The 13,936-nt window shown below is 71.6% G+C and carries 13 protein-coding genes; 8 read left to right on the plus strand and 5 right to left on the minus strand.

The window, feature by feature from the left end; translation table 11 throughout:
- On the minus strand, positions 1-2,775 hold the full coding sequence (locus ACZ7L4_RS29165) for a helix-turn-helix transcriptional regulator (protein WP_472107214.1): 2,775 nt from the start codon (positions 2,773-2,775) through the stop codon (positions 1-3).
- 275 nt (positions 2,776-3,050) lie between these two features.
- On the opposite strand from ACZ7L4_RS29165, the gene ACZ7L4_RS29170 reads away from it, so the two are divergent.
- Positions 3,051-3,911 carry an MBL fold metallo-hydrolase gene (locus ACZ7L4_RS29170; protein WP_472107388.1) on the plus strand — a complete coding sequence of 287 codons (861 nt, stop codon included), beginning with the start codon at positions 3,051-3,053 and terminating at the stop codon, positions 3,909-3,911.
- Here ACZ7L4_RS29170 and ACZ7L4_RS29175 read toward each other — a convergent pair whose 3' ends face one another.
- The gene (locus ACZ7L4_RS29175) at positions 3,912-4,505 is read right to left on the minus strand and encodes a TetR/AcrR family transcriptional regulator (protein WP_472107216.1); all 594 of its coding nucleotides are present in this window, start codon (positions 4,503-4,505) and stop codon (positions 3,912-3,914) included. It lies immediately after the preceding gene.
- A gap of 107 nt (positions 4,506-4,612) precedes the next feature.
- Here ACZ7L4_RS29175 and ACZ7L4_RS29180 point away from each other — a divergent pair, with 107 nt between their 5' ends.
- A complete protein-coding gene (locus ACZ7L4_RS29180; RefSeq protein WP_472107218.1) occupies positions 4,613-5,683 on the plus strand; it encodes an NAD(P)-dependent alcohol dehydrogenase in 1,071 nt (356 codons plus the stop codon).
- A 33-nt stretch (positions 5,684-5,716) separates the two neighbouring features.
- Here ACZ7L4_RS29180 and ACZ7L4_RS29185 read toward each other — a convergent pair whose 3' ends face one another.
- Entirely contained in the window at positions 5,717-6,199 is a 483-nt protein-coding gene (locus ACZ7L4_RS29185; protein ID WP_472107220.1) for a GbsR/MarR family transcriptional regulator, read from the minus strand.
- Positions 6,200-6,322: 123 nt separating this feature from the next.
- Between ACZ7L4_RS29185 and ACZ7L4_RS29190 the strand changes: the two genes are divergently transcribed.
- Genes ACZ7L4_RS29190 through ACZ7L4_RS29200 form a run of 3 tightly spaced genes read left to right on the plus strand, consistent with a single transcriptional unit; the run spans position 6,323 to position 10,597 of the window.
- Positions 6,323-7,933, plus strand: coding sequence for a GMC family oxidoreductase (locus ACZ7L4_RS29190; protein ID WP_472107222.1), 1,611 nt, complete (start codon positions 6,323-6,325; stop codon positions 7,931-7,933).
- Positions 7,934-7,985: 52 nt separating this feature from the next.
- Complete coding sequence (locus ACZ7L4_RS29195; protein ID WP_472107224.1) at positions 7,986-9,440, plus strand: aldehyde dehydrogenase family protein; 1,455 nt, start codon at positions 7,986-7,988, stop codon at positions 9,438-9,440.
- Entirely contained in the window at positions 9,437-10,597 is a 1,161-nt protein-coding gene (locus ACZ7L4_RS29200) for a M20 family metallopeptidase (protein ID WP_472107226.1), read from the plus strand. Before ACZ7L4_RS29195 ends, ACZ7L4_RS29200 begins: the two co-directional genes overlap by 4 nt.
- A gap of 4 nt (positions 10,598-10,601) precedes the next feature.
- Here ACZ7L4_RS29200 and ACZ7L4_RS29205 read toward each other — a convergent pair whose 3' ends face one another.
- Entirely contained in the window at positions 10,602-11,537 is a 936-nt protein-coding gene (locus tag ACZ7L4_RS29205; RefSeq protein WP_472107228.1) for an NmrA/HSCARG family protein, read from the minus strand.
- Positions 11,538-11,635: 98 nt separating this feature from the next.
- Between ACZ7L4_RS29205 and ACZ7L4_RS29210 the strand changes: the two genes are divergently transcribed.
- The 3 genes from ACZ7L4_RS29210 to ACZ7L4_RS29220 all read left to right on the plus strand — a co-directional run bounded on the left by ACZ7L4_RS29210 (position 11,636) and on the right by ACZ7L4_RS29220 (position 13,046).
- Positions 11,636-12,199 carry a TetR/AcrR family transcriptional regulator gene (locus ACZ7L4_RS29210; protein ID WP_472107230.1) on the plus strand — a complete coding sequence of 188 codons (564 nt, stop codon included), beginning with the start codon at positions 11,636-11,638 and terminating at the stop codon, positions 12,197-12,199.
- Positions 12,200-12,393: 194 nt separating this feature from the next.
- Positions 12,394-12,666, plus strand: coding sequence for a hypothetical protein (locus ACZ7L4_RS29215; protein ID WP_472107231.1), 273 nt, complete (start codon positions 12,394-12,396; stop codon positions 12,664-12,666).
- A gap of 113 nt (positions 12,667-12,779) precedes the next feature.
- A complete protein-coding gene (locus ACZ7L4_RS29220; RefSeq protein ID WP_385756476.1) occupies positions 12,780-13,046 on the plus strand; it encodes a GlsB/YeaQ/YmgE family stress response membrane protein in 267 nt (88 codons plus the stop codon).
- Here the strand turns inward: ACZ7L4_RS29220 and ACZ7L4_RS29225 are convergent.
- The gene (locus ACZ7L4_RS29225) at positions 13,006-13,881 is read right to left on the minus strand and encodes an alpha/beta hydrolase (RefSeq protein ID WP_472107233.1); all 876 of its coding nucleotides are present in this window, start codon (positions 13,879-13,881) and stop codon (positions 13,006-13,008) included. The two genes, ACZ7L4_RS29220 and ACZ7L4_RS29225, sit on opposite strands and share 41 nt — an antisense overlap.
- Between the last annotated feature and the right edge of the window lie 55 nt (positions 13,882-13,936).

Below are 13,936 nucleotides of genomic sequence, written 5' to 3' on the forward strand. Positions count from 1 at the left end.
TCAGCCCATGTCCGAGTGGGCCGTCACCGCGTCGACCACGTCCCTGAGTTGGGCTCGCGCCGTGATGCCGAGCTTCGGGAATGCGCGGTAGAGGTGGGAGCCGACGGTGCGCGGGGAGAGGTAGAGCTTCTCCGCCACCTCGCGGTTGGTCAGGCCGAGCGCGGCAAGGCGCACGATCTCCTGTTGCTGGGCGGTGAGCCGCGCGAAGGCGTCCGGCTCCGTCGGACCGCTCCGGTCTCCGGCGGCCCTGAGTTCGGCCTGGGCGCGCGCCGTCCACGGCTGCGCGCCCAACCGCCGGAACACCGCCTCGGCCTCGACCAGTGGCTGACGGGCGTCGGCGATCCGACGGCGGCGGCGCAGCCACTGCCCGTACGCCAACCGCGCCCGGGCGTGCTCGAAGGGTCGGCGGGCGAGCGCCGGGTTGCCCAGAGCGGCGGCGAAGTGCCGCTCGGCCTCGGCCTCTTCGTCGGCGGGGACGAGCACGGCCCGGCTCAACCGGACGAGCGCGCTCCTGCGCGGAGCGAGGACACCCGCGTACGTCAGTGACTCCTCGACGCCGTCGACGATCCGGGTGGCCTCCTCCTGGTGTGTCCTGGCCGCGGCGGCCGCCAGTTCGGGCAGTGCCGGGTAGGAGAGGTGGTAGTGCGCGGGGTTGCCGCGGCCGTCGAAGAGCGTCCGGTAGTGCTGGTACGCGGTCTCGTGGTCGCCTTCCGCGGTGGCGGCGGTGCCCAGCGCGCGGTGGGCGAGGGCGAGAACGGAACGGCTCTCGTGCGGGTCCACCAGCGAGAGGGCGTGCCGGGCCCGGGTGCGGGCTCCGGCCGTGTCGCCGCGCAGGGCACGCAGCAGCGCCTCCGTCGAGACGGCACAGGCCACGGCATGGTCGAGGCCCGCACGGGAGGCCACGGCCTCGAGGTCGGCGCAGGCGCTCTGGGCGCGGGCCCACCGCCCCTGTTCCAGGTAGGCGAGGGCGGCGACTCCGCCGAGGCCGTCCGGCAGCGGTTCCTGCGACTTCCAGGAGGCGAAGGCGTCGTCGAAGATCCGTGCCGCCGCGTCGGTCTCGTCGAGCAGCCAGGCGGCGACGGCGAGCAGGGTCAGCGTTTCCGGCTCCTTGCGCGCGGCCGCCGCCAGGGATGGCAGTTGCGATACGAGGTGCCGGTCGGCCGCCTGGGGGTGCGCGACGGTCCCGGACCAGGCCGCGAGCAGACTCTCCCGCTCGCCGAACTCAGGGCCGGGGCGATCGGCGACCCCAGTCAACAGGCGCTCGATCTCGTGCAGTTGGGCCGTGTCACCGGAGTAGAAGCGGACCACCGCGGCGGCGGCCAGGGCTTCCAGCGCGGCTCCGGGTGCACCGTGGTCCGCCAATACGGCGGCGGGGCGCATGAGTTGGCCGAAGGCGGCGCTGTGTGAGGAGGTCAGCGCCATCAGCCGGCCGACCTGGACGGCCGCGAGGGCCGCGGCCTTCGGGTCGTCGGTGCTGGAGCGGGTGCGGGCGGCCAGCCTCTCGACGGCGTCGAGTCGGCCGGTGAGGACCGCCGTCCTGGTCGCGGCGGTGAGCAGCCGGGTGCTCTCGGCCCGGTCGGGGTGGAGTTCCGCGGCACTCTCCAGCATGTGCGCGGCGGTCGCGTGGCCGCTGCGCTGTCGCGCCCGCTCCGCGCCGGCCTCCAGGGCTGCGGACACCCTCGCACTCGCCCCGGAGGTGGCAGCGGCAAGGTGCCACGCATGCCGGTCGGGGTCCTGCTCCCGGAAGAGCTCGGCCAGTTCGAGGTGTGCCGCTTGCCGCTCGTGCGCGGGGGCTGCCTGGTGGACGGCGAGGCGGGACAGCGGATGGCCGTGGCGCAGCCGTCCGCCGCCGCGCCGCACGAGCCCGACCTCCTCCGCTGGCGTCCACACCGGGTCGGCCACGTCGGGCACCCAGGACCGCACCGCCTGCGCAGGGTCCTCCGGGGCCGCGGTGGCCAGGCGCACCACGGCGCGGCGGGTGGCGTCGGGCAGGGCCGCCAGCTCGTCGGCGTAGAGCCGCTCAAGCCGGTCGCTGACCGGCAGCGGGCCGTCGGGGCCACGAACGCCGTGGTCACCGGTGGTGATACCTGTGGTGGCGCGGGCCAGTTCCACCAGCGCGAGCGGGTTGCCCTCGCCTTGGTCGAGGACGCGGCCCCGGAGGAGCCCGGCCGGCACCTGTGGCTGGAGGTCGAGCAGCCGCGCCGCCGCGCTCCGGTCGAGCGGCGCCAGTTCGAGGGCCGCCTCCCGCGCGGTGATGTCTCGCGGCACACCGTCCCGCGCGGCGACCAGAAGGACCACGGGCTCGCCGGCGGCCAGGCGCCGAGCGGCGAAGGAGAGGGCGTCGAGCGAGGCCGGGTCGACCCACTGCGCGTCGTCCACGACCACCAACATCGGCTGCCGCGAGGCGAGTTCGGAGAACAAGTCCAGCACGACGATCCCGATGAGCATGGGATCCGGCGCCCGGCCCGACTCCGCCAGGCCGAAGGCGGCACGCAGGGCTTCGCGCTGCCGCTGCGGCAGTGTCTCCATGTCCTCACGGACCGGACGCAGCAGCTGGTGCAGGCCGGCGTACGGCAGGCCGCTCTCGGACCGGCTGCCGTGTGCCCGCAGTACGCGCCCGCCGTCCACGGCGAACCGGTCCGCGACGGCTTCCAGCAGAGTGGTCTTGCCACTGCCCTGCGCCCCCACCACGGTCACCAACGAGCCCTTGGTGCCCGGAGGCCGCACCGCCGCGAGCAGCGTGCGCAGTTCCGCGTCCCTGACCACGTCGTCCACCAGCCCTCTTCGCCTCCCCCACATCGTACGAAGGCGGGCCCGGCGCAAGTGCAGTCAGGTGACCGATACCGCCCAGGCATGCCCCACCCGCAGGCTGAAGGACGTCCACAGCCACCAAGGCGAACGAGCCACCAAGGAGAGCCGACATGTCTCCCCTCACACCGTCCGAAACCGAGACCGGGGCCCAGACCGGATCCGGCACCGACACCGGCACCACGACCGCCGCACCGACCGTCACCACCCTCGAACTGGGCGACGTACAGATCCACCGCGTCATGGAGTACTCCGACACCACCCCGATGACGACGGACGTCTTCTTCCCCAACAGCAGGCCCGAGGAGTGGCAGCGCCACACCGACCTCCTTGCGCCGCACCACTGGGACCCGCGGAGCGACCTCACGCGTGCCGCCACCCAGTCCTGGGTGCTGCGCAGCGAGGGCCGGATCATCCTGATCGACACGGGTGCGGGCAACGGCAAGTACCGACCGCTGCAGCCGATCTGGTCCTACCTGAACACCGGATACCTGGAGAACCTCGCCGCCGTCGGGGTGCGCCCGGAGGACGTCGACCTCGTCGTCAACACCCACCTGCACGACGACCACGTCGGCTGGAACACGCGGCTCGAGGGCCGGGACTGGGTTCCGACGTTCCCCAACGCGACCTACCTCATGCCACGCCGCGACTTCGAGTACTGGAAGCCGGAGAACCTCCACAACACCGTGTTCGGCCGGGGCAATCAGAACGTCTACGAGGACAGCGTCGAACCGGTCGCCGAGGCCGGTCTGGTGGAGACCTGGGACGAGTCGTACACCATCGACTCCCATCTCCGCCTTGAGTCGGCCCCCGGCCACACACCGGGCACGTCGATCATCCACCTGGAGTCGGCGGGCGATCGGGCGATCTTCGCGGCGGACCTTCTGCACGGCGCGATCCAGGTGCACGAGCCGCACATCAACAGCTGCTTCGAGGAGGACGAGGACGGCGCCCGCGCCAGCCGTGCGCGCATGTTCGCGCACGCCGCCGACACCAACGCCCTCGTCCTCCCGGCCCACCTTCCCGGCCACGGCGCCTTCGAGCTGCGCCGCGAGGGTTCCGGCTTCCGGCTCGCCAACTGGGCGCCCTTCTCCGCCACTTGATCAGTCGCGGTCGGGGGCGACCGCCCGGCTCACACAGTCGCGGAGCAGGGCGCGCCGCTGCTCGTGCACGCTCGCGGGCTCCTCGGCGGAGGCGGCGTAGACGTTGCTCACCGGGGACCAGGCCATGGACATGGCGATGACCATGGCCATCACGTCGAAGGGGTCTCCCTGGCGAATGCGCCCGGCGGCCTGGGCCTCCGCGATGGCGCCGAGCTTGCGGTCGTCGTACTGGTCGTGGTCCGCGACGAGGTGCCCGGTCGGGCGCCGCTCCAGGCGTGCCCAGGTCGCGAGCCGGATCAGATCGGGGCGGCTGAGGTACTCGTCGTAGAGGCGCACCGCCCAGTCGGCGAGGTCCGTGGCGTCGATGGCGACGACATTGGTGATCCGCTCCAGCGAGGCGAAGAAGATCGCGTCGAAGAGCTGTTCCTTGCTGCCGAAGTAGCCATAGAGCTGCGCCTTGTTGGTGCGCGCTCCGGCGATGATCCGCTCGACGCGCGCGCCGGCGATGCCGTACTGGGCGAACTCCTGCGTGGCGACGTCGACGATGCGCTGATACGTCGCCGCTCCGCGGCTGCTTGATGGCTGGTCGGGCATGCACCGCACCGTAACAGACCGACTCGTCTGTTTGCTTCTCGCCTCGCATGCGCCTACCTTCAAACAGACTGAACAGTCTGTCTGAGAATCTGCCGGAGGAGATGGCGATGCGTTCCACCGTGGGATGGCAAGCGGACGGCACGACGCGGACACTGCGCCGCGCGTCACTGAAGCGCCGGGACCTGCGCCCGGACGACATCGCCGTACGCGTCGACTACTGCGGCGTCTGCCACACGGACCTGCACGCGCTGCGGGCACACGGGAGCGAGGCGAAGGAACTGCTCGTACCCGGGCACGAGTTCACCGGCGTGGTGAGCGAGATCGGCAGCGCGGTGGCCGACTTCTCCCCGGGCGATCCGGTGGCCGTCGGGAACATCGTCAACTCGTGCGGCGAGTGCCGTATGTGCCGGGCCGGCCAGGAGAACTTCTGCCGCGAGTTCCCTACACTGACCTACGGCGGAGCCGACCGGCAGAACGGGTCGACGACGCTGGGCGGGTACGCGCGCGAGTACGTCGTGAGCCATCGCTTCGCCTACCAGCTGCCCGCGGGCCTCGACGCGGCCGCCGCGGCCCCGCTGCTGTGCGCCGGCGTCACCGTCTGGGAGCCGCTGCGGGCGCTCGACGTGGGGCCGGGCAGCACCGTCGCCGTGGCCGGGCTCGGCGGTCTGGGACACCTCGCGGTCAAGATGGCGGTCGGGCTCGGCGCCACGACCTCCGTCATCAGCCGGAGCCCGGACAAGGCCGAGGAGGCGCGCAAGCTGGGTGCGCAGGGGTTCGTCGTGTCCACCGATCCGGAGCAACTGGAGGCGGTCCGCGACCGGTTCGATGTCGTCATCGACACCATTTCGGCGCCGCACGACCTGGCCCCGTACCTGCGCGCGACCGCCATGGACGGCACCCTCAGTCACCTCGGCCACCTCGGACCGGTCACCGTGGACACCCTGGACCTGCTCATCGGCCGCAAGAAGCTCAGCTCGGCCGGCAGCGGCGGCCGCCCGTCCACCGCCGCCATGCTGCGCTTCTGCGCCGAACACGACATCACCGCGGACATCGAGCTGCTGCCGTCGTCCGAGGTGAACGTGGCCCTCGAACGCCTGGAGCGGAACGACGTCCGCTACCGGTTCGTGCTCGACATGTCCGACCTGGAAGACCTGTCAGACCTGCAAGACCTGGACTGACCGGCGGGGGGTCTGAGCAAGACCCACCCGCCGCTATCCGGCGTGCAGTTGCCGGTACTCGTCGAGTAGGCGCCGCAGCTCCCGCACCATGAACTCGTAGTAGGTGTGCATGTCGCGCAGCCGCGCCTGCTGGACGTCCGGCATGCCGGCACCCCGCTCCTTCGCCGTTTCGGCGAGTTCGAGGAGCTGCTCGGTCTGGTCGAGCTGGTGCTGGAGGCAGCCGCTCCATGCGTCGTCGCGCCATACGTAACCGGCCTGGCGGACGCCGGGCACCTTGACCCGCTCGACCGTGCCGTTCGCGATGAGCAGGCGGGTCATCTCCGAGGTGGAACCCTTGCTGGCCCCCAGCGCCTCTTGGAGTTCCGACAGTGTCATGGGTTCGGGGCTGAGCATCAGGACACCCGCCAGGCGCCCGGCGATCGGCGGCCAACCCATCGCGCGCCCGATCCGCCGGCCGAAGTCCTCGACGAGCGCCCCGTCGCCCATGGCTGAACCGTTGTCGGCGGTTGGCGGCACCGATCCTCCCCGTACGGAAAAAACTGAAAATTCATTCTTGACTGAACTTTCCTTGGTGCGTCACATTACCAGCATCCGCGCGGCAGTCACCGGTGCGGGACGCTCCCGCATCAAGGAGTAGACATGTCACAGCACCAGAAGACTCAGCGCGCGAAGGATCAGCGCAAAGGGGCTCAGCGCACTCACGACCTGATTGTCGTCGGCGCGGGCTCCTCGGGTGCGGCGCTCGCCGTCCGCGCCGCTGCTCGCGGCCGGCGGGTCCTCCTGCTCGAGGCGGGTCCCGACTACCGTTCGGCGCAGATGCCGGAGGCGTGGCGCTCCCCCAACCCCGTGGTGGCCCTCATGGATCCCGCGGCCTCCGAGCACCTCGTATGGACCGGTCTGAACTCCTCTCGCACCGAGAAGCAGCCGCAGGCCCCGTACTGGCGCGGCCGCGGGGTGGGCGGCAGTTCGTCCGTCAACGGCCAGATCGCGATCCGGCCCCCGATGGCGGACTTCGAGGAGTGGGCACGGCTCGGCTGCACCGGTTGGGCGCCCGATGACGTGCTGCCGTACTTCGCGAAGCTGGAGGACGACGACGCGTTCGGCGACCGGCCGTACCACGGCCGTGGCGGTCCGACCCCGATCCACCGGACTCCGAAGGACGCCTGGGGAAGCGTCGACCGGGCGCTGGCCGAATCGGCCCTGGCGGCCGGCTTCGGCTGGGCTCCCGACGTCAACGCCCCCGGCGCCACCGGTGTCTCGCCGTACCCGATCAACTCCCGTGACGGGCGCCGCGTCAGCGTCAACGACGCCTACCTCGAAGGCGGGCGCGACCTGCCCGGCCTCACCGTCCGCGGCGACGCGCTCGTGGACACCGTCGTCTTCGGGAACGACCGCGCGGTCGGTGTGCGTGCGGTGATCGACGGCTCACTCGTCACCGAGTACGCGGACGAGGTGATCCTCAGCGCGGGGGTCGTCCACTCCCCCGCGATCCTGCTGCGCTCTGGCATCGGACCGGCCGCCCAACTGCGGTCGCTCGGGATCGAGGTGCGCCAGAACCTGCCGGTCGGTGTCGGCATGCAGGACCACGCGATGGCGGTGCTCTCGCTGCCGCTGCGGCCCGAAGCGGCCATCAAGTCGCCGCACGACCGACACACCAACGTGTGCGTACGCTGGTCGAGCCGGTCGGGGACGCACTCCGACGACCTCATGTTCGTCTCGCTCAATCAGAACGTGCTGGCCATGGCCACCGCGAACACCCAGGCACACGCGGGTGCCTTTGGTGTCTGGCTGAACCGGACCCACTCGCGCGGTGAACTCACCCTCGTCTCCACCGCCCCGTCGGCACACCCGTACGTCGCCCAGCGCATGCTCTCCGACGCGCGCGACCTCGCCCCGATGAGGGAAGGAGTGCGCGCCCTCGTCGAGTTGAGCGCGAGCGCGGAGACGGCCGCCGTCCTGGGTGGATCGGTCGAGGAGGCGAACGGCCCGCTGTTCGCGGCCCTGGCGGACGACAGCGCCCTCGACGACCACTTGCTGTCCACGGTCCTCGACGCCCAACACGGCACGAGCACCTGCCGGATGGGCGCGCCCGACGCCGCCGGGACGGTCGTGGGCCCGGACTGCCGGGTGCAGGGTGTCCGGGGCCTGCGCGTCGTCGACGCCTCGGTCTTCCCGTCCGTGCCCCGGGCCAACACGAACCTCGCCGCCATCATGACCGGCGAGCTCATGGCCGACCGGCTCGACGCCTGACACCACTTCCGTGACGCGCGGAACCCCGTACCGAACAGAAACGGCCCCCACCATGGAAACCCTCCAGAACTTCATCGGCGGCCGGTGGGAAGAGCCGGTCGGCGAGGACGTCCTCACGGTGGTCAATCCCGCCACCGAGGAAGCCGTAGCCCAGTTCCACGCCGGCAACGCCGACGACGTCGAACGCTCCGTGGCCGCGGCGGGCGCCGCGCAGCGCGAGTGGGCCGCGCTCACCGTCGCGCGGCGCGTGGAACTCCTGCACACCTGGGCCGACGCGATCGCCGCGCACGCCCCGGAGCTGGCGGAGCTGGAATGCCGGGAGATGGGCAAGCCGGTCGGCATCGGGCGCACGTTCGTCGAGGGCGCGGTGGCCGGGCTGAAGGCCGCCGCGGACCAGGCGCTCACGTACCCGTTCAGCGAAACGGTGACCGGCCCGGGTCCAAGCCCGGCAGGCGAACGGACCGACATCGTCCGCCACCCCCTCGGTGTCACCGCCGTGATCACCCCGTGGAACTTTCCCGTCGCCATGGTCCTCGGCGCCCTCGGCCCGCTGCTCGCCGCCGGGAACACCGTCGTGGTCAAGCCCTCGGAACGGTCCCCGCTCTCGACGGTGCGGCTGTGCGAACTGGCCGCCGCTTCCGGGCTGCCCGCGGGCGTGCTCAACCTGGTTCTCGGCGACGGCCGCACCGGCGCGGCGCTGGCGGAGCACGAGGGCGTACGGCTCGTCCACTTCACCGGCTCGGTCGCGGCCGGCCGCACCGTGGGGGCGGCGACCGCGGGACGCCTGAACCGCTGTGTGCTCGAACTCGGCGGCAAGGACGCCGTCGTGGTCGACGCCGGGGTCGATCCGGTGGCCACCGCGCAGGCCGTCGCGTTCGGCGCGTTCATCAACACCGGCCAGATCTGCACCTCCATGGAACGCATCTACGTCCATGAGCGGATCGCGGACGCGTTCGTCGAGGCCCTGGTCGCCGCGGCGCACACCTTCACGATCGGCGACGGCCTCGACCCGGCCACCGTGCTCGGCCCCCTCGTGGACGCCCGGCAACGCGACACCGTACGCCGCCATGTCGAGGACGCCGTCGCCAAGGGAGCCACCGTGCACACCGGCGGTGCCGCACCGGAACGTCCCGGCTGCTTCTACCCGGCGACCGTGCTCACAGGGGTCGACGACACCATGCTGGTGATGACGGAGGAGACGTTCGGGCCGGTCGCGCCCGTCTCCGTCGTGGCCGACTTCGAGGAGGGCCTCGCCCGCGCCGCCGCGTCCCGCCACGGCCTCGCCGCCACCGTCTACACCGACGACCCCGGCCACATCGCGGCCGCCGCACACCTGCCCGTGGGAGTCGTCTGGGTCAACCAGTGGCAGGGCGGCGGCCCCGAGCGGCTCTACGAACCCGCCCGCGACAGCGGCATGGGGGCCACCGGCGCACGTGCCGCGTACGACGCCGCGACCCGGCCCGCCGCCGTACACATCGCCGCCACCTCCCCGGCGGTGCCCCGGTGACGGCCGCCAAGGAGACCGCGGCGCAGCGCATCCGTGCCGCGGAGGACGACCTGATCGCCCTGTCGCACCGCATCCATGCCCACCCCGAACTCGCCTTCGAGGAGCATCGGGCCAGCCGCTGGGTCGCCGACGCGCTGAGCGACGCGGGGTTCGAGGTCCGGCACGGGTACTGCGACCTGCCGACCGCCGTGGAAGCGACCATCGGCACCGGTCCGACGCACATCGCCATCTGCGCGGAGTACGACGCGCTGCCCGACATCGGCCACGCCTGCGGCCACAACATCATCGCCGCCGCGGCGGTCGGCGCCGGTATCGGACTGGCCCCGTTGGCGGACGAACTCGGCCTGACGGTACGGGTGTTGGGCACACCTGCCGAGGAGGGAGGCGGCGGCAAGGTGCTGATGCTGGAACGGGGCGCCTTCGACGGGGTGCACGCGGCCATGATGGTGCACCCGGCCGCGGTCGAGATGGCGGCGATGCCGGGCCTGGCCGTCACCCAGCTCGATGTGACCTACAGGGGCAGGCCGGCACACGCCGGCGCCTATCCCGAACTGGGCGTCAACGCGGCGGACGCCATGACCCTCGCCCAGGTGGGCATCGGACTGCTGCGCCAGCAGACCACCGCATCCGACCGCATCCACGGCGTCGTCACGCAGGCCGGTTCCGCCGCCAATGTCATCCCCGATGTCAGCCGCGGCCACTGGATCGTACGCAGCGACACCCTGGACGCCCTGCAGCCGCTGACAGAACGGGTGTACCGCTGCTTCGAGGCGGGCGCGCTGGCCACCGGCTGCGAACTGACCACCACGCCGGTCGGCCCCGACTACGCCGACCTGCGCCCGGACCGGGCCCTCCTGGACCTGTGGGTCGCCAACGCGACGGCGCTCGGCCGCCGTTTCCCCGAACTGCCGGGCAGCGTCGCGGGCGCCGCCACCGACATGGGCAACGTCTCCCATGTCGTGCCCACCATCCACCCCATGCTCGGCCTCGACTGCACTCCCGCGGTCAACCACCAGCCGGAGTTCACCGCCGCGTGCGTCACGCAGGCGGCGGACCGGGCCGTGCTCGACGGGGCGACCGGCATGGCGTGGACGGCCATCGACGTGGCACTGGCGGCCGCACACGACGACGGGAGTCCGACGGACGCCAGGGCCTGACCACCTAACGCAGGTTGTCCCTCGCCCAGTCCTCGAAGGACGTCAACTGCAGCCCCAGGGCCCGCGCGAACTCCGGGCGGCCCGGCTGGCTCGCGGCGTTCATGAAGGCACCGGAGGCGCCCATGGGCGGCATTCCGGCGGCCAGCGCCTGCTCCAGGGTCAGGTCCGGAACGGTGATCGGCCGGTCGAGGACGCGGCTGAGGATCTCGGCGACCTCCGCCATCGACCGGTACTCACTGGCCAGTTCGAGCTCCACCTCATGGAAACGGTCCGGGTCCTGCAGAGCGGCTGCGGCCGTGGTGCCGATGTCGGTGACCGTGGTGAGGGATAGCCGGGTGTCGGGCTTGATGAGCGTGATCAGGCCGCCCTCGATGCCGTGCGGGAAGAGGTACGCCATGGAGGGCAGCAGGTTCTCCATGAAGAAGCCCGGCTTGATGAGCGTCCAGCGCGCGAAGCCGGCCTTGCGGACCAGGTCCTGAATGGCGGCCTTGGTGTCGAGGGACGGTGCCATGAAGTCCCAGTGCCCCTCGGCCCAGCCGGGCACCTCGGTGTGCTGCCCCGCACCGGCGACGGAGGTGTGCACGAACTGCTCCACACCGGCGGCCTTGGCACCCTCGACGAGGTTGGTGGCCTGGGCCAGCTCGTTGCCGAAGTCTGCGCCCTCCTCGGTGAAGAGCGGCATCTGGACCGAGAAGACGGCGCGGACCCCCTCGGCGGCGCGCGCCACGGAGTCACGGTCCAGGAGATCCCCGGTGACGAGCTGCGCGCCGAGCGCGGCGACGGCGCGGGCCCGTTCCGTGCCGGGGTCCCGGACCAGGGCACGTACGGGGACACCTGCGGCGAGCAGCGCACGGGCGGTGGCACCGCCCTGGCGCCCGGTGGCGCCGGTGACGAGCACCGGGGCATGGAGCCGCGACGGATCGGTGTGCGGAACAGGCATGAGTGAACTCCCTCGACAAGCTAAGTGGCGGGTCCCGCCACTTATGCCACGATACGATATGGCGGGCCCCGCCACTTAGCAATCCTGGAGCTGATCACATGGTCGAGCGGCAGCGCGCCGACGCCCGGCGCAACTACGAGCGGATCCTCGCCGTGGCCGAGGAGGAGGTCGCCACACAGGGCGCCGACGCCTCGCTGGAGCAGATCGCGCGCGTGGCCGGGGTCGGTTCCGCGACCGTGCGCAGACACTTCCCGACCCGACGGGCGCTGCTGGAGGCGGTGTCCCAGCAGCGGATCGAGACACTGTGCGCGCGGGCACGCGAACTCGACGGCGGCGACGGTCGCGCTGCGCTCCTGGAATGGCTGGGCGAGGTGCTCGCCTACTGCGTCACCGCACGCGGACTGGCGGTCGCCCTTTCGTACGACGCGGACCACGACCCCGTGGGCGGCAACTCCTGCGCGGCGGCGCTGATCGAGGCGGGCGAGCCGTTGCTGCGCGGTGCCGCGCGGGAGGGTGCGGTGGACTCGCGGCTCACAGTCGAGGACCTGATCACCCTGGCCGTCGGCCTGGCCCTCGCGACGGAACACCACCCCGATCCCACGACCCGCGCCGAGGCGCTGCTCGGCCTCGCGGTGGCGGGAATCAGCCCCGAACGGCACTGACCGGCCGACCGCTCCCCACCCCGGGCGACGCCGCCGCGGCGACAATGATTCCATTGGTTGCGCAATACCTAAAGCATCATGGGTGGCGCGGCGGCACCGCCATGCCTCGCCGCTGCCGCCACCGTCAGCCAAGGAGTGCCGGATGTTGCCATCCGGAAGATCCGGAAGTTCTCCGAGAGTTCAGGGAGCGAGCCATGCCGAACACACCCGCCGACGACACCGGCGGCTCCGACGACTCCGGCGACCCCACCGGCACGGAACTCGCGATCCTCGACGACGGCCCCGCCCACGGACTGCACCTGCGCGTCACGGACCGCCCGCCGGTGGTCCAAGTGACCCACCCCTGCGAGGTGGAGGGCCCGCTCCACGAACAGGGCCTGCGCGCCGAGGCGTTGTACGTCTACCGGCGCGATCTGCGGGTGGAGAACGAGCCGTTGCGCTACGGATTCGACCGGGCGAGCCCGTGAGGTTCCTTCTCCGATCCTGACGCCTCCTCTGGCGCCGTTCATGACACCCCTTGCACACCTATAGAGTTGCGCAAACAAGCAAGGCACGAACGCGAACGGAGACCGACCACCTCATGGGCATCATCAGCTGGATCATCCTGGGCCTCATAGCCGGAGCCATCGCCAAGGTTCTGCTCCCCGGCCGCGATCCGGGCGGCCTCATCGGCACCACGCTCATCGGCGTGGCGGGCGCCTTCGTGGGCGGCTGGCTGTCGTCCCGCTTCCTCGACCGCCCCATCACCAAGGACTTCTTCGACCTGCCCACGTGGATCGCCGCCATCGCGGGCTCGCTCGTCCTCCTCATCGGCTACCGGGTGCTGTTCGGCAATTCGCGGGACTGAGGGCCGCCGCGAGCGCGACCGGCCGGGCGGCGAACGGGCTGTGACTGCCGGGCAGGGTCTGGACGGTGAACGGGTTGCCCGGGAAGGCCCGGTCGGCTTCCGCGATCATCAGGTCCTGCACGGCCGGTGCCAGCGCCCGGTCCTCGGCGCAGCGCAGGAACATGCGCGGAATGCTTCCCCACCGTGCCGCGGTCAAGGTGACAGGAGCCGTCGGGATCGCCAGCGGCAGATCCGGACTCAGCACGGAACGCCACCGGTCGAAGTGTTCCAACGGGGTGTCGTGGTAGTGGGTTTCCCGCAGTTCGTCCACATAGGCGGGATCCGGCGAGAGCGGATTGATCCGTACGGCGCCCAGAGTCTCGGGGTCGCCGAGGTTCAGGTTCCGGCCCAGCGCACCGGCGTTCTCCGGTGACCCCAGATAGTCGAAGAACCGCGGCCGCCCGCCCGGGACGAACGCGGACAGGTAGACGATCCGGTCCACCAGCTCGGGCGCCCGCTCCGCCGCCAGGGACGCGGGCCCACCACCCGCACTGTGCGCGACCATCACGACAGTGCGATGGTGCCGCACCTGGCTTAGGACGCTCAGCACTGCCTCGGCGCAGTCGTCCATCGACACGGTGGCGAGCTGCGACTTCTCGGTCACCAGGCCCGGCTGGCCGGGCAGCAGGTAGCCGGTGGGCAGGGGTGCGTCGAAGCCGTGCCCCGGCAGATCGACGGCCACGCTCGCAGCCCCCCGCCCGGCCAATGCGCGCTGCGTCGCCGCCCACTGCCCGGAGCTGTGCCAGGCGCCGTGCACGAGAACGAAGACGGTGTCGGTCAGGGATACGTTCGTCATGACCCCATTCCAGACCTGAACCACAGCGCCATCCATTCAAAGATCTGGCAGTTGG

This window comes from Streptomyces sp. NPDC107575, from assembly GCF_055657265.1.